Origin of the sequence: Serratia odorifera, assembly GCF_041448735.1 — a bacterium.
GTDB lineage: Bacteria > Pseudomonadota > Gammaproteobacteria > Enterobacterales > Enterobacteriaceae > Serratia_F > Serratia_F odorifera.
Genome location: NZ_JBGMUT010000002.1, coordinates 469293 through 488683, shown reverse-complemented (window position 1 = coordinate 488683; position 19391 = coordinate 469293). Strand labels below are relative to the sequence as shown.

Genomic DNA, 19391 nt, shown 5'->3' with positions numbered 1-19391 from the left:
GATGAGGAGATCCCGATGACCCACGCTGAATGGCCGTTATACGAAGTGTTTATTCGCAGCAAACAAGGTCTGGCGCACCGCCACGTCGGCAGCCTGCACGCCGCTGATGACCAGATGGCGTTGGAAAACGCCCGCGACGCCTATACCCGCCGCAACGAAGGCTGTTCGATCTGGGTGGTGCAATCTTGCCATCTGATCGCCTCACAGCCGGAAGATCGCGCGGCGTTTTTCGATCCGTCAGATGACAAGATCTATCGACACCCGACGTTCTATACCATTCCCGACGGCATCAAAAACATGTGAGGCTCTTCATGACGCAACGCGATCCACGCATTACCTACATTTTGCGCCAGGGCGATACGCCGCTGATTCTGGCACAGCGTCTGTGCGCCTGGTGCGGTCATGCGCCAGAGCTGGAGATCGATCTGGCATTGGCCAATGTGGGGCTCGACCTGCTGGGGCAGGCGCGCAACTTCCTCGGTTATGCCGCCGAATTACTGGGGCCGCCGCACAGTGAAGACACGCTGGCGTTTGGCCGCGACGAACGTGAATTTCATAATCTGCTGCTGGCGGAACAGCCGAACGGCGGTTTTAACGACACGCTGGTGCGCCAGTTCCTGCTAGATGCCTATCACCTGCTGCTGCATCGCGAGCTGAGCCGCAGTCGCGATCCACGGTTGGCGGCAATCGGCGCAAAATCGTTGAAAGAAGCGGAATACCACCTGCGCTTTAGTCGTGGCTGGATGGTTCGCCTGGGTGATGGCAGCGAAACCAGTCATCAGAAGATCCAGCAGTCGCTGGACGCGCTGTGGCGCTTCACCGCCGAACTGTTTCACGCCGATGACAACGAAATCGAACTGGCCGAACGGGGCATTGCCGTCGATCCGCGCCAGTTGCAGCAGCCGTGGCAGGCGTTGGTCAGCGAAACGCTGCAACAGGCTACGCTAACCCTGCCACAGCAACCGGCCTTTCGTTTCGGCGGCAAACAGGGACAGCACACCGAGCACCTCGGGTTCATGCTGGCGGAAATGCAGTTTCTGCAACGCGCCTATCCAGATAGCCGCTGGTAGACACGCCGATGACCATGAATCGTTTGCAACCGGCTGAAATTCCAAAAATCTGGCATTGCCTGCAACAGATCAGCGATCCGGAGTTGCCGGTGCTGTCGATCACCGATCTGGGCATGGTGCGCAGCGTGGAAGCCGAGGGTACCGGCTGGCGCGTCACCTTTACGCCAACCTATTCCGGCTGCCCGGCGACTGAATTTCTGCTCGAGGCGATCGAACGCCAGCTGTTCGAGGCCGGTTTCAGCCCGGTAAGGGTTGAGGTACGCCTCGATCCCGCCTGGACCACCGACTGGATGAACGCCGAAGCGCGCGCCCGGCTGCGGCAATACGGCGTGGCGCCGCCGCAGGGTCACAGCTGCGACCGACCGCTCAGCCACGGCCCGGTACCCTGCCCGCGCTGCGGCAGTGAACACACCGAGAAAATCAGCGAGTTCGGTTCCACCGCCTGCAAAGCGCTGTATCGCTGCCGCGCCTGTCGCGAACCGTTCGATTATTTCAAATGCATCTAAAGACCTCCCGCAATGCGCCATCAGCCAGACTGGCGGCGGCAAATATCGAAGGACAGGAGCGCAGAACACCATGACGACCTTTTATCGCCTGAGCGTCGCGGCCATTGAGCGCGAAACCGCGGATGCCGTAGCCATCACCCTGCGCGTGCCCGAGGAACTCAAAGGCCACTACCGTTATACCCCCGGTCAGCACCTGACGTTAAAGGCTCAGGTGAATGGCGAAGAGTTACGCCGTTGCTATTCGATCTGCAGCGCGCCGCAGGAGGGGCTGCTGCAAATCGGCGTCAAGGCCGTGGAACAGGGGCGTTTTTCCTCGTTCGTCAATCAGGCGTTGCAGGTCGGCGATGCGTTGGAGGTGATGCTGCCGCAGGGGCGCTTCGGCTACCAGCCGCAGCCAGAGCGACACGGTAATTACCTGGCTATCGCCGCCGGCTCAGGCATTACCCCGATGCTGTCGATCATCAAGGCCACGTTACAGGCGGAAGCGCACAGCCGCTTTACCCTGCTGTACGGCAACCGCAGCAGCCGTTCGATGATGTTCAAGGAAGCGCTGTCCGACCTGAAAAACCGCTATCCGCAACGCTTTCAGCCGCTGTACCTGTTCAGCCAGGAAAGCCAGGACAGTCCGCTGCTCAACGGGCGCATCGACGGTGAACGTCTGCTGGCGCTGGGCCGCACGCTGCTCGATTACCGCGATTACCACCACGCCTTTATCTGCGGACCGCAGGCAATGATGGACCAGGCCCATAGCGTACTGGAACAGGCCGGCATGCCAGCCGAACATATCCACAGCGAACGTTTCAACACCGGTGGCCGCAGCGTGCGGCCGCAACGCGACGCCGGGCGCGACGCCACGCGGGTAGAGATCCTGCTCGATGGCCGCCGGTTGAACATCGACGTCACCGCCCAGGATGACAGCATCCTCGACGCCGCGCTGCGCCAGGGCGCGGATCTGCCGTACGCCTGCAAAGGAGGCGTGTGCGCCACCTGTAAATGCAGGCTGACGTCCGGCGAAGTGGAAATGGGTGTCAACTACAGCCTGGAAGCGGATCAGCTCGCCGCCGGCTATGTACTCAGTTGCCAGTCGTGGCCAAAGGGCGACGGCGTGGTGCTGGATTTCGACGTATAGGAGTCTTGGATGGAAACCCCCTGGATACAGCGCCAACAACGCCAGCGCGTGGTCACCCTGACCTTGCAGCGTCCGCAAGCCCGTAACGCGCTCAGCACCCCGTGCCTGGAACAGCTGGTCTACCTGCTGGGACAGGCCGATGCCGACGCCGAGGTTGGCGCGGTGGTGATTGCTGGTTCGGCGCGTTACTTCGCCGCCGGTGCCGATTTACACGAGTTGCAACAGCAAGACCTGCCGGCGGCACTGGCCGACCACCGACCGCAGCTATGGCAACGTCTCGCCCAGTTCAGCAAGCCGCTGCTGGCGGCGGTCAACGGTTACGCACTCGGCGCAGGCTGCGAACTGGCACTGGCGTGCGACATCATTATCTGCGGTGAAAGCGCGCGCTTCGGCCTGCCGGAAATCACCCTCGGCCTGATGCCGGGCGCTGGCGGCACCCAGCGCTTGATGCGCTGCGTCGGCAAATCTCGTGCCAGCCAGATGGTGCTGAGCGGCGAAGCCATCGATGCCCGCCTGGCGCTGCAAAGCGGGCTGGTAAGCGAAGTCTGCCTCGACGCATTGACGCTGGAACGTGCTGAACAGATCGCCTCCCGCATCAGCCAACAGGCGCCGCTGGCGTTACGCGCCGCCAAGCAGGCGTTGAAACAGGCGGAAGAAACCGGCCTGAGCGCCGGGTTGGCCATTGAACGCCAGCAGTTCGTTACGCTGACGGCCACTGAAGATCGTCACGAAGGCATCGCCGCCTTCTTCGAAAAACGTACTCCGCACTACAAGGGGCGCTGATTTATGGATAACGCACTGATTTTAAGCCAGCTCGACGCCGGGGTGTTGACCATTACCCTGAACCGCGCGGATCGGCTGAACAGCTTCAATGATGAAATGCACCACCAACTGGCGGAAGCACTGACCGTCGCCGAGCGCGATGATACGGTGCGCTGCGTGGTGATTACCGGCGCCGGCCGCGGTTTCTGCGCCGGGCAGGATCTGAACGATCGCACGGTGAGCGCCGATCGGCAGGCACCGGATCTCGGCCTGTCGGTCGAGCGCTTTTACAACCCGTTGATCCGCCGGCTGACCAGCTTGCCCAAGCCGGTGATCTGTGGTGTCAACGGCGTGGCGGCCGGTGCCGGTGCTGCACTGGCGATGGCCTGCGACATCGTGATCGCCGCCGACAATGCCAGTTTTATCCAGTCATTTTGCAAACTGGGGCTGGTGCCGGATTCCGGCGCTAGCTGGTTCCTGCCACGGCTGGCCGGCCATGCGCGCGCCATGGGCATGGCGCTGCTGGGCGACAGGATTGACGCGCGCCAGGCGCTGGAATGGGGCTTGATCTGGCAGGTGGTGGACGGCGCAGAATTGGCCGAACGCACGCAAACGCTGGCACGACACCTGGCGAGCCAGCCGACCTATGGGCTGGGCCTGATCAAAAAGGCCATTTACAGCGCAGCGACCAATACGCTCGATCAGCAGCTCGATCTGGAGCGCGATCTGCAACGCCTCGGCGGTCGTAGCGACGACTATCGTGAAGGCGTCAGCGCCTTTTTCGCCAAACGCCCACCTTCGTTCAGCGGGAAATAAATATGAACGCTCCCCTGTTTCACGGCTCGCTGGCGGTGATTGGCGCCGGTACCATGGGCATCGGTATCGCCCAACTGGCCGCTGCCGCCGGGCACCCGGTCAAACTGTTTGATATTTCCCAACCCGCGGCGGTGCGGGCGCTGGAGACCTTAGGGCAACGCCTGCGTCGTCGAGTGGAGGCCGGCAAGGCGCAACGCGACGACGCTGAACGGCTGCTGGCGAATATCAGCATTGCCGCGTCGCTGGACCAACTGGCCGACTGCGGATTGGTGATCGAAGCAGTGGCGGAAAAGCGGGAGATCAAGCAGAGCCTGTTCCGCGATCTGGAGGCGATCTGCGCCCACGACACGCTATTTGCCAGTAATACCTCGTCGTTGTCCATCACCGCCATCGCCAGCGTATTACGCCATCCACAACGCATGGCCGGCATGCATTTCTTCAACCCGGCGCCGCTGATGAAACTGGTGGAAATCGTCGCCGGTCTGGACACCGATGCCACTACCCTGCGCCGGCTCGACGCGCTGGCGCGGCACTGGGGCAAACAGCCGGTACAGTGCCGCTCGACGCCGGGGTTTATCGTCAATCGCGTCGCCCGGCCATTTTATGCCGAAACGCTGCGGGCGCTGGAGGAACAGATCGCCGACGTAGCGACGCTGGACGCGGCCATGCGTGACGCCGGCGGCTTTGCCATGGGGCCGTTGCAACTCACCGATCTGATTGGCCAGGACGTCAACTTTGCCGTCACCCAGTCGGTGTTTCAGGCCTTTTTTCATGACGACCGTTTCCGCCCTTCGCTGCTGCAGCAGGAGCGGGTCAGCGCCGGACATCTGGGGCGTAAAAGCGGGCGCGGTTTTTACCGTTACGATGATGAAAGCCTCAATCCGGCAGCACGCTACGCCGAGCCGGTAGGCGCCGCGTCGCTGCCCAGGGTTACGCTGCACGGTGACTGGACATCGCTGCCGGAGCTGGCCGCCCTGCTGCAGGAAAATGCGGGCGCGGTCAAACAACCTGGCCAGACCAGCCCGTTTGCCACGGTTGATGAAGTTACATTTATGTTAACAAATGGTAAAACTGCGAGCCAGATGGCGCAGCAGCTCGGCACGCCAGTGGTGCTGTTCGATCTGTCCGCCAATTACCAGCGCGCGCCGACCCTCGTCCTGGCCTGCGCATCCCAGAACCGTCCGCAGGACAGCGCCAAAGTGATTCATCTGCTGCAAACGCTCGGCAAGCGCGTTATTGAACTGCCGGATTACCCCGGATTACTGGTGATGCGCACCGTCGCCATGCTGGTCAACGAAGCACTCGACGTAGTGAACAAAGGCGTGGCCAGCGCCGCCGATACCGACAACGCCATGCTGTTCGGCGTCAATTATCCACGCGGCCCGCTAGCCTGGGGTGCGGCGCTCGGCTGGTCGCAGATACTGACGACGCTGGAAAATCTGCACCGTTGCTATCTTGAACCGCGCTACCGGCCGATGCCGTTGCTGCGCCACCGTGCCACTCAATACGCCGCCCTGCCGTCAGGAGAACACCGATGAACGCCATGACTCCCCGCGACCTGGCACAACGCTGTGCCGAACAGCTGTACCAACAGGATACCTGTGCGCAAGCGATGGGCATGACGCTAGACGCCGTTGATTGCGGTTTTGCGCAGGTCAGTATGGTGGTCGGCCCGCAGATGCTCAACGGCCATCAGACCTGTCACGGCGGACAGCTGTTCAGCCTGGCCGATACCGCATTTGCCTACGCCTGCAACAGCCAGGGACTGGCGGCGGTCGCCGCCGGTTGCAGCATTGACTTTATCCGCCCGGCGCTGGCCGGCGACCGGCTGACCGCCAGCGCCGAAGTGCGTCATCAAGGCCAAACCGGCGGCCTGTACGACGTGCAGATCGTCAACCAGCGCGGGAAAACCGTCGCCTGGTTCCGCGGCCGCGCACATCGTCTTGGTCATCGCATTCTGGAGGAGCAACCATGAGTCAGGCGTTTATCTGTGACGGCGTGCGCACGCCGATTGGCCGCTATGGTGGCGCGTTGGCGACGGTGCGCACCGACGATCTGGCCGCGTTGCCGCTGCGTGCCTTGATGGAACGCCACCCCCAACTGGACTGGGCGCGGGTTGACGACGTGATCCTCGGCTGCGCCAATCAGGCTGGCGAAGACAACCGCAATCTGGCGCGCATGGCGGCACTGCTGGCCGGGTTGCCGCAAAGCGTTTCCGGCACCACCGTCAACCGCCTGTGCGGCTCCGGGCTGGATGCGCTGGCGATGGCGGCACGCAGTATCAAAGCCGGCGAAGCCGGACTGGTAGTGGCCGGCGGCGCAGAATCGATGACCCGTGCACCGCTGGTGATGGGCAAGGCCGACAGCGCCTTCAGCCGCCAGGCACAGCTGTATGACACCACGCTCGGCTGGCGTTTCGTCAACCCGCTGATGCAGCAGCGGTTCGGCACCGACTCGATGCCGGAAACCGCCGAAAACGTCGCGGCGCAGTTCTCCATCAGCCGTGCCGATCAGGATGCCTTTGCGTTGCGCAGCCAGCAGCGCACCGCGCACGCACAGGCCGCCGGCATACTGGCACAGCAAATCGTTCCGGTGAGCATCAGTGACAAAAAAGGCGCGCTGCGCGTCTTTGACCAGGATCAGCACCCACGCGCAGATACGACTCTGGCGCAGCTACAGGCGCTGAAAACACCGTTCCGCCAGCCTGGCAGCGTGACCGCCGGCAACGCCTCTGGCCTTAATGACGGCGCGGCGGCACTGCTGGTGGCCTCCGAGACCATCGCCATGCAGCAGGGGCTGACGCCGCGGGCGCGCATTGTCGCCACCGCCACCTGCGGCGTCGAACCACGCTTGATGGGCATCGGCCCGCTGCCGGCGACGCGCAGGGTATTGGAAATCGCCGGGCTGAGCCTGGCGCAAATGGACGTCATTGAACTCAACGAAGCGTTCGCCGCTCAGGCCTTGGCGGTACTGCGCCAGCTCGGCCTGCCGGACGACGCCGAGCAGGTAAACCCCAACGGCGGCGCCATCGCCCTCGGCCATCCGTTGGGCATGAGCGGCGCGCGTCTGGCGCTGGCTGCGATGTTTGAACTGGAACGGCGAGCCGGTCGCTACGCGTTGTGCACCATGTGCATCGGCGTAGGCCAGGGCATCGCCATGATTATTGAGCGTGTCTAAAGATTGAGGCAACAACAATGACAATCAATCCACAGCCCCTGGACGCCATCGAGTTCGCCTCGCGCGATGAGATCGAAGCGCTACAGCTGCAACGTCTGAAGTGGACCTTGCATCACGCCTATGAAAACGTGCCGATGTATCGACGCAAGTTCGATCAGGCCGGCGTCCACCCGAACGATCTGCAACAGCTTGGCGATATTGCGCTGTTCCCTTACACCACCAAGCAGGATCTGCGCGACAACTATCCGTTCGATACCTTTGCGGTGCCGATGGAACAAATAGTACGCATTCACGCATCCTCGGGCACCACCGGCCGACCAACGGTGGTTGGCTATACCCAGCGCGATATCGACAACTGGGCCGATATTGTCGCTCGCAGCCTGCGGGCAGCGGGCGCCACGGCGAAGGACAAAGTGCACGTCGCCTACGGCTACGGGCTGTTCACCGGCGGCCTGGGGGCGCATTACGGCGCCGAACGCCTGGGTGCCACGGTGATCCCGATGTCCGGCGGCCAGACTGAAAAACAGGCGCAGCTGATCCTGGATTTCAAACCCGACGTGATCATGGTAACGCCATCCTATTGCCTGACGCTGATTGACGAACTGGAGCGCAAGCTGGGCGGCGATGCTCGGGGTTGTTCGCTGCGCATCGGCATATTCGGCGCCGAACCCTGGACCGAATCACTGCGCCATGAAATTGAAAGCCGGCTGGGGATCAAAGCGCTGGATATCTACGGCCTGTCCGAAGTGATGGGGCCGGGTGTGGCAATGGAATGTGCCGAAAGCGGCGGCGGCCCAACCATTTGGGAAGATCACTTTCTGCCGGAAATCATCGATCCGGATAATGGCAACTGCCTGACAGACGGCCAGCACGGCGAACTGGTGTTCACCACCCTGAGCAAAGAGGCGTTACCGGTGATCCGCTATCGCACCCGCGATCTTACCCGCCTGATGCCGGGTGATGCCCGCCAGATGCGGCGCATGGGCAAGATTACCGGCCGCTCGGACGACATGCTGATTATTCGTGGCGTAAACGTGTTTCCGTCACAGGTGGAAGAACAGATTATGCAGTTCGAACAGCTGTCACCGCATTACCAGTTGCAGGTGAGCCGCGCCGGGCACCTTGATACGCTGGCGGTGCGGGTCGAGCTGAAAGAAGCGGCGCTCAGCCTGAACCATCAGCAACGCTGCGATATCTGCCACCAGCTGCGCCACCACATCAAGTCGATTATCGGCGTCAGCACCGATGTCAGCATCGCCAACTGCGGGGATATTCCGCGTTCGGAAGGCAAAGCCCAGCGGGTGGTCGACCTGCGACCACGCTAATAGGCCGCGTCCCTTTGCCGCCGTTGTGGCAAGGGGACACGGTTGCCGCGACTCGGCTTTATGCTAATGTTGTGCTTCACCGTTGGTTAACCTATGGGAAAATATGGAACATAAACTGGATGAATTCATCCATCAGGCGCTCGACGCCCAACCCATCAGCGGCACCTCACTGATTATTTCATTATATGGCGATGCGCTCAGCCACCGCGGCGGCGAACTGTGGCTGGGCAGCCTGAGTGCGCTGCTGGAATCGCTGGGTTTCGGCGATCGCTTTGTGCGCACCTCGGTGTTTCGCCTGCAAAAAGAGGGCTGGCTGGATGTGGAAAAGATTGGCCGGCGCAGCTATTACCGCGTTACCGATCAGGGTATGCGCCAGTTTCGTCACGCCGAATCAAAAATATACCTGAGCGAACAGCCCGAGTGGGACGGGAAATGGGAGCTGCTGTTATTGGAAACGGTAGATAAAAACGAACGCGCACGGCTGCGCAAGGCGCTGAGCTGGCTGGGTTTTGGCCAGATTGCCAACAACCTGATGGCCGCCCCTACCCACGCACAAACCGATGTCCCGGCGCTGCTTGGCGAACTGAACGCCAGCGAACGGGTGATTTACTTCCGCGCCGATTACCCCTATGACCGTTCAGCGCACCAGCTGCGCCAACTGGTGGCCGACTGCTGGTCGCTGGACGCGGTGGCGGGCCATTATCATGAGTTTATCGTCTCTTTCCGACCGCTGATGGCGCTGTTGCGCGACGCCGACGATAGCGTACTGACGCCGCAGCGATGCTTTCAGATTAAGCTATTATTGATTCATTTCTTCCGCCGCGTGGTGCTGAAAGATCCGCTGCTGCCCGATGCGTTACTGCCAACCCAGTGGGAAGGCCAAATCGCCCGCAATCTGTGCATCAATATTTATCAGCGTGTCGACCGCGCCGCCACCGACTATGTCAGCGCACTGGCGGAAACCACCATCGGCGCCCTGCCGGCCCCCGGCGCAGGCTATTACCGTCGCTTTGGCGGCTTGGCGCGCGATCACGCTACGTTTTAAGGAGCTTTAGCCATGCCTGTGTATCAAATTGACGGTTTGACGCCGGTAGTCGATCCCAGCAGTTATGTTCACCCTACGGCGGTGCTGATTGGCGACGTGATGGTCGGCAAAAACGTCTACATTGGCCCCAATGCCAGCCTGCGCGGCGATTTTGGCCGTATCGTGGTGCACGACGGTGCCAATATTCAGGACAACTGCGTAATGCACGGTTTTCCGCAACAGGATACGGTGGTGGAACAGGACGGTCATATCGGTCATGGCGCCATCCTGCATGGCTGTCGCGTCGGGCGCAACGCGATGGTCGGCATGAATGCGGTGGTGATGGACGGCGCGATAGTGGGTGAAAACACCATCGTCGGCGCCTGTTCCTTTATCAAGGCGGCTGCGGACATCGCCGCCAATAAACTGGTGCTGGGCAGCCCGGCGCGCGTTGTGCGCGAGTTGACCGAGCAAGAACTGAGCTGGAAACGCACCGGTACGCTGGAATATCAGGATCTGGTCGTCCGCTGCAAGCAGTCGCTGAGAGAAGTCGCCCCGCTCAGTGCCGCAGAACCGGACCGTCAGCGCCTGACCTTTGGCGATCGCCTGGTGCCAAAGAGCCAGCTGTAATCCCGTCGGCTGGCAGAGCCAATTCGCGCAGCGCCAGCTATAAACGTTCTGACGCCGCTATGACGCGAGTTGCCTGAGCTGGCTAAGCTGCGCAAAAGCGAAATCCCAGAATGTGCGCACTTTTAACGGCATTTGCTGTACCTGATTCGCCACCAGTTGAACCGGCAGCGCCTGCGGTTCAAAAGATGTCAATACGCGCACCAGGCTGCCGGCGGCCAGATCGTCCGCCACCTGATACGACAATAGTCGGGCAATGCCCTGGCCGGCACGCGCCGCCAGCAACTGGCTTTCGACGTCGTTAAGCATCAAACGCGGCGTCAGGCGTACACGTTCATGGTTTTCCTGCGGGCCAAACCGCCATTCTCGCAGCGCCCCGTGCTGGGTACCGATAATGGTGTGGTGATCGGTCAACTGCGCCGGGTTCAGCGGCTCGCCACAGCGCGCCAGATAGGCCGGGCTGGCGACCGTCACGCGCCGCACCCAGCCCAGACGACGCGCTACCCGGCTGGAATCGTGCTGATGGCCAATCCGCACCGCGATGTCCAACCCTTCGTCTATCAGATCCAGATTGCGATCGTTGAGCTGCATCTCAATGTCGATTTGCGGATACTGTTCCAGAAATGCCATCACGATCGGTGCAACGAACTTACGGCCAAACTGTACCGGCGCGGTAATGCGCAACAGACCGCTCACCTGGGTTGGCGCGGTATCCAGCACCGCCTGCTGATAATCACCAAGCACGGCACGCGCCCGTTCAGCCAGACGCAAACCGGCTTCGGTCGGCGCCAGTCGCCGCGTGGTTCGCTCCACCAGCCGTGCGCCAACCCGCTGCTCCAGCGATGCAACGGCGCGGGTAACCGCAGGCGCGGAACGTCGCAGCTTGCGCGCCGCGGCCGCCAGACTGCCCTGTTGCACCACCGCCACAAAGATCGCCAATTCATCCAAACGGTCCATTGATTATTCCAGCTATTGAAATTATCAATTTCTACATTGCCGTATTTCCTTCACACAGCGCAAGAGTATTCTGAAGGCTCTCTATCTGGGAGTCTGCATATGCCAACGCTAAAACTGTACGGTACGCCGCTTTCCGGCCACGTTCACCGCGTCGCACTGCTGTTGAAGATGCTTGACGTAAACTATGAATTTATCGAAGCGCCCGCCGCGCTACGCCAGAGCGAAACCTACCGCCGGCTAAACCCCTTTGGCCAGATCCCATTGCTGGTCGACGGCGATTTTGCACTGCCGGACAGCAATGCCATCATGACATACCTGGTCAAACGCTATGCGCCGGACAGCCATTGGCTACCGGAACAGCCGCAGGCGGCGGCGCAGGTGCAGGTATGGCTGTCGCACGCCGCTGGCGAAGTACGTTACGGGCCGGCCTCCTGCCGGTTGATCAGCCAGTTTTCCGCGCCGGAAGACTATGACTCGGCGCGGTCCATCAGTCTGCGTTTTCTACCGCAGGTCGAGCAACACCTTGAACAACGCGATTTTTTAGCCACCGACCAGCCTACCATCGCCGATCTGGCCTGTTACAGCTATCTGGCGGTGGCGCCAGAAGGTGGCGTTTCGCTGGCCGACTACCCGGCCATACGCCGCTGGATCGCGCGCATTCAGGCTCTGCCCGGCTTTTTTGCCATGCCGGCGCTGCCGATACCGGCGGCGAGGTAACTAGCATGACGGCTCCGTTGTTCCACCCCGGCGAACTGCGCGCGCAGCGGTTGGCGCATGTTGACGGCGTGCGCGCCGGCATCTACCCGGCGATGCCGGCTCAGCACCGCGAATTCTACGCCGCGCTGCGCTATCTGTTTGTGGCAACGGTGGATGCGCACGGCTGGCCGCTGGCGACGCTGTTCAGCGGCCCGGCAGGATTTTTGCGCACCCCGGACGACCGCCATCTGCGCATCAGTGCGCCACGTCGCGATGACGATCCGGCGCAGGCAGCGTTGCACCCCGGTCAACCGGTCGGTGCGCTGGGGCTGGACTTCAGTAACCGGCGGCGTAACCGTGTCAACGGCACGCTCAGCCGCATGGATAAAAACCGGCTGGAAATCGAGGTGCATCAGTGTTTCGGCAACTGCCCGCAGTATATCCAGCGGCGTCAGCTGATTGCCCAGCAAAACGCCCCCCAGGCGATTGAATATCTGCCTGAACTGGACGATGCAGCGCGGCGTCTGATCCGCCAGGCGGACACCTGCTTTGTCGCCAGTTACGCCCATCTGGATCTGGCACAGGGTGGCGTTGATATTTCGCACCGCGGCGGCCTGCCTGGTTTTATCCATCTTGAGCAACAAAGCCTGTGGATACCCGACTTTCGCGGCAATCGTTATATGAATACCCTCGGCAACCTGCTGGCGGAGCCGCGTGCGGCGCTGCTGCTGCCGGATTTCGCCAACGGCGATCTGCTGCATTTACAGGGCGTGACGCAGATCGTCTGGCAGTCGCAACCGTTACCGAACATCCCCGCGGCAGAACGCTACTGGCGTTTTGAGCTACAGCGAGCCTGGCGCTTTGCCGACGCGTTGCCGTGGCGCGGCGGCGAGGTGGAATATGCGCCAACCACGCTGCAAACCCGCGCGGGGCGATAATCAACGCGACGACCGAACGTCGCCGAGCCGGCGCCATTGAGGCAATACCCGTGTCGCTGCGGGTCTGGTAGGATAGCTGCAAATATAACCGGAGTGAAACTATCAAAAGGGATTTATTGATGAGCGCGGATAGTGCAAAAAGCGCGGTGGTATATACGCCGCTAACGCTAAAACTTTATGATTGGTGGGTGCTGAGCATCTCCAACCGTTATGCCTGGCGCTGCCCGACCGACACGGTATTGTTGCCGCATTTCCAGCGTCACATGGGAATAAGGCATTTGGATATCGGCGTCGGCACCGGTTGTTACCTCGCCAATACGCCGCAAGGCTCGCGGCAGATCACGCTGCTCGATCTGAATGACAATAGCCTGCACGCCGCCAGCGCACGCGTCGGCGCACAGCGTATTACCGAACGCCTGCGGCACGATATTTTCCAGCCGCTGCCCGAACGACTGCATGGCCATTTCGACTCACTGTCGCTGTTTTATCTTTTGCACTGTCTGCCGGGGAGCATGGCCGAAAAACAACGCGTTATCCACCATGCCGCCAGCGCACTGACGCCCGACGGAGTACTGTGTGGCGCCACCATCCTTGGTCATGGCGTCGAACATAATGCCTTTGGTCGCAAACTGATGGCGGTTTATAACAAAAAAGGCATCTTCGGCAATCAGGCAGATTCACGGCAACAGCTGCATGACGCCCTCGCCAGGCAATTTATGCAGGTTGAGGTGCAATTGCATGGCACCGTCGCGGTGTTCACGGCCAGACAGAAAAAGCCCTCTGACGACGGTTTGGCAAACGCGATAACCGATTAACAATGCCCGCGTTGGGACGGCAGCCATGACAATGCGCCGTAAATCCACGCCAGGATAACGGGGATTTACGGCGCGGTTTCCACCGGGCGCTATGGCCATTTACCGCATATCAGCAGCGAGAGCCGATGGTGTTATTTTTCGACCAGCTGATCTTTTGGTTCATAGCTAAAGAGCGCATCTGTCGCATGTTGCACGCTGATGCCTTGAGGGAGTTCAACTTTAACGATAGGTAAAAATTTCCCTGTTGCCTTTTTGTAGCTACGCTGGTCCTGCTGCGCGTTTATCAACCCCGCGCCATTCAGGTAAAACAGGGCTTCAACCGGGATGGCTTGCGGATTATTTTCGTCCCAGGGCTTAACGATAATTTCGTTATAATATAATCCATTTCCATGATATGGCATCGCGAGTAATGTCTGGTAAAACGCATCAGCCGGTTTTTTTGCCGTAGGTCTGACGTCAAAGGCACATACGCCCCAGGCGGTTCTTCTGACAATCGCTTTATTTAACTGATGAGCGGTAAATACGCCAAAATCCTGACATGACTGCCCTTTCTCCGGAGTCGGCGGTGAACCGCAGTAGTTTCCCTGCCTTCCCCAGGTATTGGCATCCAGGGCATAAGAGCATAATACCGAAACCTGTTCACTTTCTGCCGGCGTCATTTTTCCCGGATAAAGAATAAACCCGTTGGCACTGGCAAATGTATTGTTGAATTTGGCATCCTTACGCAAATAAGAAAATGACACCCCCTTGTTTTTTATTGATGATGGATTGAGCTTCCAGAAATCAACGCCCGGTCTGGTCCCTCGCATTAACACACCGGAACAAAGAAATGCTGGGGACTGCTCATCGCCACAGTCCTTGACCGTGCTATGGTATTGTTCAGTCAGTATATCAGCGATATCCTTTTTTACCGCTGAACTGACTTCCGATTCTGCCGCAGCAAATACATTGGCCGAAAAAACCGCCACGCCAACAAATGAAATAACGGTAGCTCGTTTCATAAAGCCTCTCTTGAGATCAAATTCGGATTGAAATTTCACCCTCATATTTCATTGTCATGAGTGTGATTTGGCCTGAACTTCAATATGAATTCTCCACCGATATTATCATGACGCAACTGTCAAAAAGGATAGTTGTCAGCCTCTGGTTATACACTAGACTGCTAAATAACGATCGTTCACCGATTAAATAATAGGTATAGATTAAGTTGAGTGATATTACTTTCACTCGTATTCTTCTTTCACCATTATTGATAACACCCACAGGCTTGTTCAGTCGCTAAAATAATCTGCAGAGGTTGAGTGGCCTTATTTATTCGCCACGAAGAAGTGGGCGCCAGGCAATTAAAAAATACCCGGCCAGGATCAACGCCGTACTTTTACGGGTAAAACAGCTTACGGGAACTTCAGGCGCCAAAAGCCAAAGGCATGACTGATGATGACGGCAACAGCACAGTTAAACAGATACTCGACGGGCATAGAAGCGAAGCACGGGTTGTTTGATACGATTGAAAAAGCAGAATTGCTCCGACGATGGCCAACCCAATGATGAAGAAATCATCAAAAAACCGTGGGTTTGTTAGTGGCCAATGCGACCTCTGTGCTAGGTGAGGAGTTGATCACAGACAGCAAGCGCTCTAAGTGATTGAATAATGGCGGAGAGAGGGGGATTTGAACCCCCGGTAGAGTTGCCCCTACTCCGGTTTTCGAGACCGGTCCGTTCAGCCGCTCCGGCATCTCTCCGTGAAGTGCTTGCTATCATGCCCCTTTTTGCGGCATTTTTACAGTGTTAGCCTCCAGCCGAATGTTCAAGTGACGAGTTTACGAGCAACCTGATGATTAAATGGCCGTGGAAAGCGAATCCCCCTCAGGCAGACACGCAGGATCGGTGGCAAGATGCGCTGGCGATCCCGCTGTTATCCCCGCTGGACCAACATGAGCAACGGCGCCTGGTGGCCGTTGCGACACAGTTAATGCAGCAAAAGCGCATCGTACCGCTGCAAGGTCTGGTGCTAACCTCACAAATGCAGGCACGCATTGCACTGCTATTTGCCTTGCCGGTATTGGAGCTGGGGGCAGAATGTCTGGACGGGTTCAATGAAATCCTGCTTTATCCTTCACCTTTCGTGGTGGAAGACGAATGGCAGGACGATATTGGCCTGGTGCATTCCGGGCCGGTGGTGCAATCCGGCCAAAGTTGGGAACAGGGGCCGATCGTCCTCAACTGGCAAGACGTGCAAGACTCGTTCGATATGTCCGGTTTCAACCTGATCGTGCATGAAGCGGTACATAAGCTGGATATGCGCAATGGCGGTATTGCAACCGGCGTGCCGCCGATCCCGCTGCGCGAGGTGGCCACCTGGGAGCACGACCTGCATGCCGCGATGGACAGCATTCAGGATGAAATCGATATGGTAGGCGAAGACGCCGCCAGCATTGATGCCTACGCTGCCAGCGATCCGGCCGAATGTTTTGCCGTGTTGTCGGAATATTTCTTCAGCGCCCCCGAACTGCTCGCCAACCGCTTCCCTGCGCTCTACCAGCATTTCTGCACGTTTTACCGCCAGGATCCGCTGGCGCGATTGCAGCGCTGGCAGGCGGCCAACGACGGCGGCAGCGACTAAAACCAGCGCTTTTGCTCAGTTGGTGAGCAGTCACGCCAAAAGCGTCATTTTAGCGTTGACACACCCTGAGCCGCTGGATATGATGCGCCCCGTTCACACGATTCCTCTGTAGTTCAGTCGGTAGAACGGCGGACTGTTAATCCGTATGTCACTGGTTCGAGTCCAGTCAGAGGAGCCATATTTAGAGAAGCCCGCTTAAGGAAACTTAAGCGGGCTTTTTGCTTTTGACGCGAACCGCCACTCAAACCCGAGCCGCGAACGCTTGCCTGAGACTCCGGTCAACTTTCCAATAGCGCCACGATGGCGGGTAAGGACATGCCAGCCTCGGCATCCGTGCAGTATTTATTCCTTTAAGTCAAAACTCTTATCAATCAAATTGTTAACATCAACCTGCCTGGGCAATATCTTTAACTGATAAAACAAATCAGCTACCGGTTGCAGCACTTTGACGTCCTGTTGATTGACGCTATGCGCGCCCTTTGAGGTCCGACCCGCAATCTGTCGAGCGGTTTCCAGTGGCAAACGCGTCAGTTGAGCGTAAACCCTGGCGTATTCCTGCGGATGATCGATCGCCCACTGCCGCGCTCTGGCGACGCGTTCGGCAAAGTCTTTGATGGCAGCTCGCTTGTCCGGATCGGCCAATGAGCGCGTAGTGGCGGTCAAGAAACCGAGCGACGGGGTTAATCCCTGACCATCGCGCAGCAGGCGCGCGCCGCTTTGCTCCGCAACCCCCAAATAGGGATCAAAAACCGCCCAGGCTGCCACTCTGCCAGTGCTAAACGCCGCGCTGGCATCGGTAGGCATGACGAACTGAATCTTCACATCTTCCCGTTTCAGCCCCGCCTCCTGCAACGCCGCATACAGCAGGTTTTGCGAGATGCTGCCACGCGCCGAGGAAACTACCACCGTTTGCCCTTGCAACTGCCGAACGCTGTGCAACGGTGAATCCTGCGGCACGACAATCCCATTAGACTGACCATAGCCGACGTTGGTCTGAATCAGCTTAAAATCCACCCCGCCTGCCGCCGCCATTAACACCGGCAGATCCCCGGCATAGGACGTATCAACCGCTGCTGCGCGCTGCGCCTCAAACAACGGCGCCGCCCCCTGGAAATTGGCCCACCGATACTGATAAGGCGCATCCTTCATCACGCCAGCGGCTTCCACCAGGCTACGCAACCCGCGGGCTTGATCGCCCAGCACCAACTGGGCATCGCCTATCGCCCCCTGTGCCAACGATGCCGTTAATAACGAGGCGCTCAGCCCCACGGCCCTGAGTAAAACAGAAAACTGCGTCATACTTTTCCTCTTTGCCGCTGATGGTTATGCGTATTGTCTGGTGATTCAAAGCACGGTAAAGCCATGGGTTGCATCACGCGCCAGTTGTTCCACCAATCCGAACTCCCAGTCCAGATACGCTTGCATCGCTTCGCGCGGATTGTCCGTGCCTTCGTACGGGCGGCGATAACGGTCTATGCGCGGCACCGCCAACCGCCCTTCGCCCTTTTCCAACGGCCGGTTTTCAGCGATCCATGCCTGGGTACCGCCGGCGAGCAGTTGTACCGGCTTGCCGGTCAGCGCGGCTACTTCCGGCACCGCATAGCGCGCCAGTTGGCTGCTGCCGCAGGTCAGCACATAGCGCTTGGCCGGCGGCAGGTTTTCCAGCGCCAACGGCAACTGCGAACGGATGACCCAATGGGCGCCGGGAATATGGCGCGCCACATAGTTGGCGCTGGTGGTGAAATCCAGCAACACCGTGCCTTCCTGCGCCAGCAGTGCGACCAACTGCTCAGGCGTGATTTCATCCACCGCGGGCGGTGGCGGCACCTGCGCCGCCGGATCGCCCTGCTCGGTAAAGTCGGCGGCGGTCAGACCGTCCACTACCGCCACCTCCCAGCCCATCTGCGCCAGCCAGGAGGCGCTCATGTTGGCACGCACGCCGTTATCATCCACCAGCGCCACGCGGGCGCCGCGCACGCTGGCATGGTGATCCGTTTCCTGTACCAGTTGGCCACCTGGCACCCCATAGCTGCCCGGCAGATGCCCGGCGTAATACTCCTCGGGGCTGCGCACGTCAAACAGATAGGTGGTGCGTGCCGTATCCTGCCACCACAACCCCAGCGTCTCACGATCGATGCGCCGTACCCCGGCCTCGTCCGCCACCCGCCGTGCCTGCTGCTGCGCCTGCGGCAGATTATCCACGCCGTCCGGGTAGCGACGTTGCCGTTGACTTTCCAGCTCAAACCCCGCCAGCCCCCAGCCGATCGTCCCATTGCGCAGCGCTGCCACCGGATTGCTGATGCCGGCGTTGATTAGCGATTGGGTACCGATAATGCTGCGTGTGCGCCCGGCGCAGTTGACTATCACCTGCGTGTTGGCATCCGGTGCCAACGCGTTGATCCGCAGCACCAGCTCCGCCCCAGGCACGCTGGTGCTGGTGGGGATACTCATGGTTTGGTATTCATCAAAACGGCGCGCATCGACGATCACCACATCGGCCTGCCTATCGATCAGCGCCTTCACCTGCTGCGCAGTCAGCGATGGCGTATGCCTGCGGCTTTCCACCAGTTCGCCAAAGGCCTTGCTCGGGGTATTTACGTCCTGGAAAAGCTCGCCACCGGCGGCTTGCCAACCTGCCAGGCCGCCGGTCAGCAGAGCGACATCCCCATAGCCCAACTGCTGTAGCCGCCTTGCCGCCTGTTCAGCACGCCCATCGCCGTTGTCATACACGGTGATGGACGTGCTACGGCGCGGAATGCGTCGGTAGGTTTCCAGCTCCAATTTGCTCAGCGGAATGTTCACGGCGAACAGCGGGTGGCTTTGCGCAAATTCGGCTTCTTCACGCACATCGATCAGCGCCAATTCCTGGCGAGCCAGTAACGCGGCACGCAGGGTGGAAAAATCACGGTAAACAAAGGCAGGCATA

The 19391-nt window shown here is 59.7% G+C and carries 20 protein-coding genes and 2 tRNA genes; 17 read left to right on the top strand and 5 right to left on the bottom strand.

The features are described 5' to 3' along the window. The first annotated feature begins 15 nt into the window (after window positions 1-15). The 12 genes from paaB (at window position 16) to paaY (ending at window position 10439) form a co-directional block, all read left to right on the top strand. Entirely contained in the window at window positions 16-303 is a 288-nt protein-coding gene (gene paaB, locus ACCC84_RS08380) for a 1,2-phenylacetyl-CoA epoxidase subunit PaaB (protein ID WP_039991941.1), read from the top strand. 8 nt (window positions 304-311) lie between these two features. After that, on the top strand, window positions 312-1070 hold the full coding sequence (gene paaC / locus ACCC84_RS08375) for a 1,2-phenylacetyl-CoA epoxidase subunit PaaC (protein ID WP_039991939.1): 759 nt from the start codon (window positions 312-314) through the stop codon (window positions 1068-1070). Window positions 1071-1078: 8 nt separating this feature from the next. After that, window positions 1079-1576 (top strand): 1,2-phenylacetyl-CoA epoxidase subunit PaaD, encoded by a 498-nt coding sequence (gene paaD / locus ACCC84_RS08370; protein ID WP_004961238.1) that lies wholly within the window; start codon window positions 1079-1081, stop codon window positions 1574-1576. Window positions 1577-1646: 70 nt separating this feature from the next. After that, window positions 1647-2705, top strand: a complete 1059-nt coding sequence (gene paaE, locus ACCC84_RS08365; protein ID WP_273871526.1) for a 1,2-phenylacetyl-CoA epoxidase subunit PaaE — start codon at window positions 1647-1649, stop codon at window positions 2703-2705. A 9-nt stretch (window positions 2706-2714) separates the two neighbouring features. Beyond that, window positions 2715-3488 carry a 2,3-dehydroadipyl-CoA hydratase PaaF gene (gene paaF / locus ACCC84_RS08360; RefSeq protein ID WP_371901739.1) on the top strand — a complete coding sequence of 258 codons (774 nt, stop codon included), beginning with the start codon at window positions 2715-2717 and terminating at the stop codon, window positions 3486-3488. A 3-nt stretch (window positions 3489-3491) separates the two neighbouring features. After that, window positions 3492-4283: a 2-(1,2-epoxy-1,2-dihydrophenyl)acetyl-CoA isomerase PaaG gene (gene paaG, locus ACCC84_RS08355; RefSeq protein WP_004961232.1), complete on the top strand. Its 792-nt coding sequence runs from the start codon at window positions 3492-3494 to the stop codon at window positions 4281-4283. Between the two features lie 2 nt (window positions 4284-4285). Next, a complete protein-coding gene (locus ACCC84_RS08350) occupies window positions 4286-5821 on the top strand; it encodes a 3-hydroxyacyl-CoA dehydrogenase (protein WP_371901738.1) in 1536 nt (511 codons plus the stop codon). Beyond that, on the top strand, window positions 5818-6258 hold the full coding sequence (paaI, locus tag ACCC84_RS08345) for a hydroxyphenylacetyl-CoA thioesterase PaaI (protein WP_004961228.1): 441 nt from the start codon (window positions 5818-5820) through the stop codon (window positions 6256-6258). Before ACCC84_RS08350 ends, paaI begins: the two co-directional genes overlap by 4 nt. Continuing rightward, a complete protein-coding gene (gene pcaF, locus ACCC84_RS08340) occupies window positions 6255-7460 on the top strand; it encodes a 3-oxoadipyl-CoA thiolase (protein ID WP_004961225.1) in 1206 nt (401 codons plus the stop codon). The genes paaI and pcaF overlap by 4 nt, the downstream gene beginning before the upstream one ends. Window positions 7461-7477: 17 nt before the next feature. Beyond that, the gene (gene paaK, locus ACCC84_RS08335; RefSeq protein ID WP_004961223.1) at window positions 7478-8785 is read left to right on the top strand and encodes a phenylacetate--CoA ligase PaaK; all 1308 of its coding nucleotides are present in this window, start codon (window positions 7478-7480) and stop codon (window positions 8783-8785) included. Between the two features lie 103 nt (window positions 8786-8888). Beyond that, window positions 8889-9830, top strand: a complete 942-nt coding sequence (gene paaX, locus ACCC84_RS08330) for a phenylacetic acid degradation operon negative regulatory protein PaaX (RefSeq protein ID WP_198772963.1) — start codon at window positions 8889-8891, stop codon at window positions 9828-9830. A 12-nt stretch (window positions 9831-9842) separates the two neighbouring features. Then, window positions 9843-10439, top strand: coding sequence for a phenylacetic acid degradation protein PaaY (paaY, locus tag ACCC84_RS08325; RefSeq protein ID WP_004961218.1), 597 nt, complete (start codon window positions 9843-9845; stop codon window positions 10437-10439). A 57-nt stretch (window positions 10440-10496) separates the two neighbouring features. On the opposite strand, the gene ACCC84_RS08320 is transcribed toward paaY, so the two are convergent. Next, window positions 10497-11393 (bottom strand): LysR family transcriptional regulator, encoded by an 897-nt coding sequence (locus ACCC84_RS08320; RefSeq protein WP_273872294.1) that lies wholly within the window; start codon window positions 11391-11393, stop codon window positions 10497-10499. A gap of 99 nt (window positions 11394-11492) precedes the next feature. Here ACCC84_RS08320 and ACCC84_RS08315 point away from each other — a divergent pair, with 99 nt between their 5' ends. The 3 genes from ACCC84_RS08315 to ACCC84_RS08305 all read left to right on the top strand — a co-directional run bounded on the left by ACCC84_RS08315 (window position 11493) and on the right by ACCC84_RS08305 (window position 13842). After that, window positions 11493-12110, top strand: coding sequence for a glutathione S-transferase (locus ACCC84_RS08315; protein ID WP_198772965.1), 618 nt, complete (start codon window positions 11493-11495; stop codon window positions 12108-12110). Between the two features lie 5 nt (window positions 12111-12115). After that, window positions 12116-13027, top strand: a complete 912-nt coding sequence (locus ACCC84_RS08310) for a PNPOx family protein (RefSeq protein ID WP_198772966.1) — start codon at window positions 12116-12118, stop codon at window positions 13025-13027. Between the two features lie 119 nt (window positions 13028-13146). Further along, window positions 13147-13842, top strand: a complete 696-nt coding sequence (locus tag ACCC84_RS08305) for a class I SAM-dependent methyltransferase (RefSeq protein WP_371901737.1) — start codon at window positions 13147-13149, stop codon at window positions 13840-13842. A gap of 131 nt (window positions 13843-13973) precedes the next feature. Here ACCC84_RS08305 and ACCC84_RS08300 read toward each other — a convergent pair whose 3' ends face one another. Continuing rightward, a complete protein-coding gene (locus ACCC84_RS08300) occupies window positions 13974-14843 on the bottom strand; it encodes a hypothetical protein (RefSeq protein ID WP_227745692.1) in 870 nt (289 codons plus the stop codon). Between the two features lie 651 nt (window positions 14844-15494). Further along, a tRNA-Ser gene (locus ACCC84_RS08295) sits at window positions 15495-15584 on the bottom strand. A gap of 92 nt (window positions 15585-15676) precedes the next feature. Between ACCC84_RS08295 and mtfA the strand changes: the two genes are divergently transcribed. Continuing rightward, window positions 15677-16465 carry a DgsA anti-repressor MtfA gene (gene mtfA / locus ACCC84_RS08290; protein WP_004961206.1) on the top strand — a complete coding sequence of 263 codons (789 nt, stop codon included), beginning with the start codon at window positions 15677-15679 and terminating at the stop codon, window positions 16463-16465. 102 nt (window positions 16466-16567) lie between these two features. Continuing rightward, a tRNA-Asn gene (locus ACCC84_RS08285) sits at window positions 16568-16643 on the top strand. A 164-nt stretch (window positions 16644-16807) separates the two neighbouring features. Here the strand turns inward: ACCC84_RS08285 and ACCC84_RS08280 are convergent. Next, on the bottom strand, window positions 16808-17764 hold the full coding sequence (locus ACCC84_RS08280) for an ABC transporter substrate-binding protein (RefSeq protein WP_198772968.1): 957 nt from the start codon (window positions 17762-17764) through the stop codon (window positions 16808-16810). Window positions 17765-17809: 45 nt separating this feature from the next. After that, window positions 17810-19390 carry a rhodanese homology domain-containing protein gene (locus ACCC84_RS08275; RefSeq protein WP_004961187.1) on the bottom strand — a complete coding sequence of 527 codons (1581 nt, stop codon included), beginning with the start codon at window positions 19388-19390 and terminating at the stop codon, window positions 17810-17812. Window position 19391 lies beyond the last annotated feature (1 nt).

What these genes read in the sequence shown, in the direction of transcription:
- ACCC84_RS08275 (WP_004961187.1), bottom strand. Translation starts at nt 19,390, where the DNA reads ATGCCTGCCTTTGTTTACCGTGATTTTTCCACCCTGCGTGCCGCGTTA.
- paaX (WP_198772963.1), top strand. Translation starts at nt 8,889, where the DNA reads ATGGAACATAAACTGGATGAATTCATCCATCAGGCGCTCGACGCCCAA.
- ACCC84_RS08280 (WP_198772968.1), bottom strand. Translation starts at nt 17,764, where the DNA reads ATGACGCAGTTTTCTGTTTTACTCAGGGCCGTGGGGCTGAGCGCCTCG.
- paaC (WP_039991939.1), top strand. Translation starts at nt 312, where the DNA reads ATGACGCAACGCGATCCACGCATTACCTACATTTTGCGCCAGGGCGAT.
- ACCC84_RS08315 (WP_198772965.1), top strand. Translation starts at nt 11,493, where the DNA reads ATGCCAACGCTAAAACTGTACGGTACGCCGCTTTCCGGCCACGTTCAC.
- paaG (WP_004961232.1), top strand. Translation starts at nt 3,492, where the DNA reads ATGGATAACGCACTGATTTTAAGCCAGCTCGACGCCGGGGTGTTGACC.
- pcaF (WP_004961225.1), top strand. Translation starts at nt 6,255, where the DNA reads ATGAGTCAGGCGTTTATCTGTGACGGCGTGCGCACGCCGATTGGCCGC.
- ACCC84_RS08350 (WP_371901738.1), top strand. Translation starts at nt 4,286, where the DNA reads ATGAACGCTCCCCTGTTTCACGGCTCGCTGGCGGTGATTGGCGCCGGT.
- paaD (WP_004961238.1), top strand. Translation starts at nt 1,079, where the DNA reads ATGACCATGAATCGTTTGCAACCGGCTGAAATTCCAAAAATCTGGCAT.
- paaF (WP_371901739.1), top strand. Translation starts at nt 2,715, where the DNA reads ATGGAAACCCCCTGGATACAGCGCCAACAACGCCAGCGCGTGGTCACC.
- paaB (WP_039991941.1), top strand. Translation starts at nt 16, where the DNA reads ATGACCCACGCTGAATGGCCGTTATACGAAGTGTTTATTCGCAGCAAA.
- paaI (WP_004961228.1), top strand. Translation starts at nt 5,818, where the DNA reads ATGAACGCCATGACTCCCCGCGACCTGGCACAACGCTGTGCCGAACAG.
- ACCC84_RS08320 (WP_273872294.1), bottom strand. Translation starts at nt 11,393, where the DNA reads ATGGACCGTTTGGATGAATTGGCGATCTTTGTGGCGGTGGTGCAACAG.
- ACCC84_RS08310 (WP_198772966.1), top strand. Translation starts at nt 12,116, where the DNA reads ATGACGGCTCCGTTGTTCCACCCCGGCGAACTGCGCGCGCAGCGGTTG.
- mtfA (WP_004961206.1), top strand. Translation starts at nt 15,677, where the DNA reads ATGATTAAATGGCCGTGGAAAGCGAATCCCCCTCAGGCAGACACGCAG.
- paaY (WP_004961218.1), top strand. Translation starts at nt 9,843, where the DNA reads ATGCCTGTGTATCAAATTGACGGTTTGACGCCGGTAGTCGATCCCAGC.
- ACCC84_RS08305 (WP_371901737.1), top strand. Translation starts at nt 13,147, where the DNA reads ATGAGCGCGGATAGTGCAAAAAGCGCGGTGGTATATACGCCGCTAACG.
- ACCC84_RS08300 (WP_227745692.1), bottom strand. Translation starts at nt 14,843, where the DNA reads ATGAAACGAGCTACCGTTATTTCATTTGTTGGCGTGGCGGTTTTTTCG.
- paaE (WP_273871526.1), top strand. Translation starts at nt 1,647, where the DNA reads ATGACGACCTTTTATCGCCTGAGCGTCGCGGCCATTGAGCGCGAAACC.
- paaK (WP_004961223.1), top strand. Translation starts at nt 7,478, where the DNA reads ATGACAATCAATCCACAGCCCCTGGACGCCATCGAGTTCGCCTCGCGC.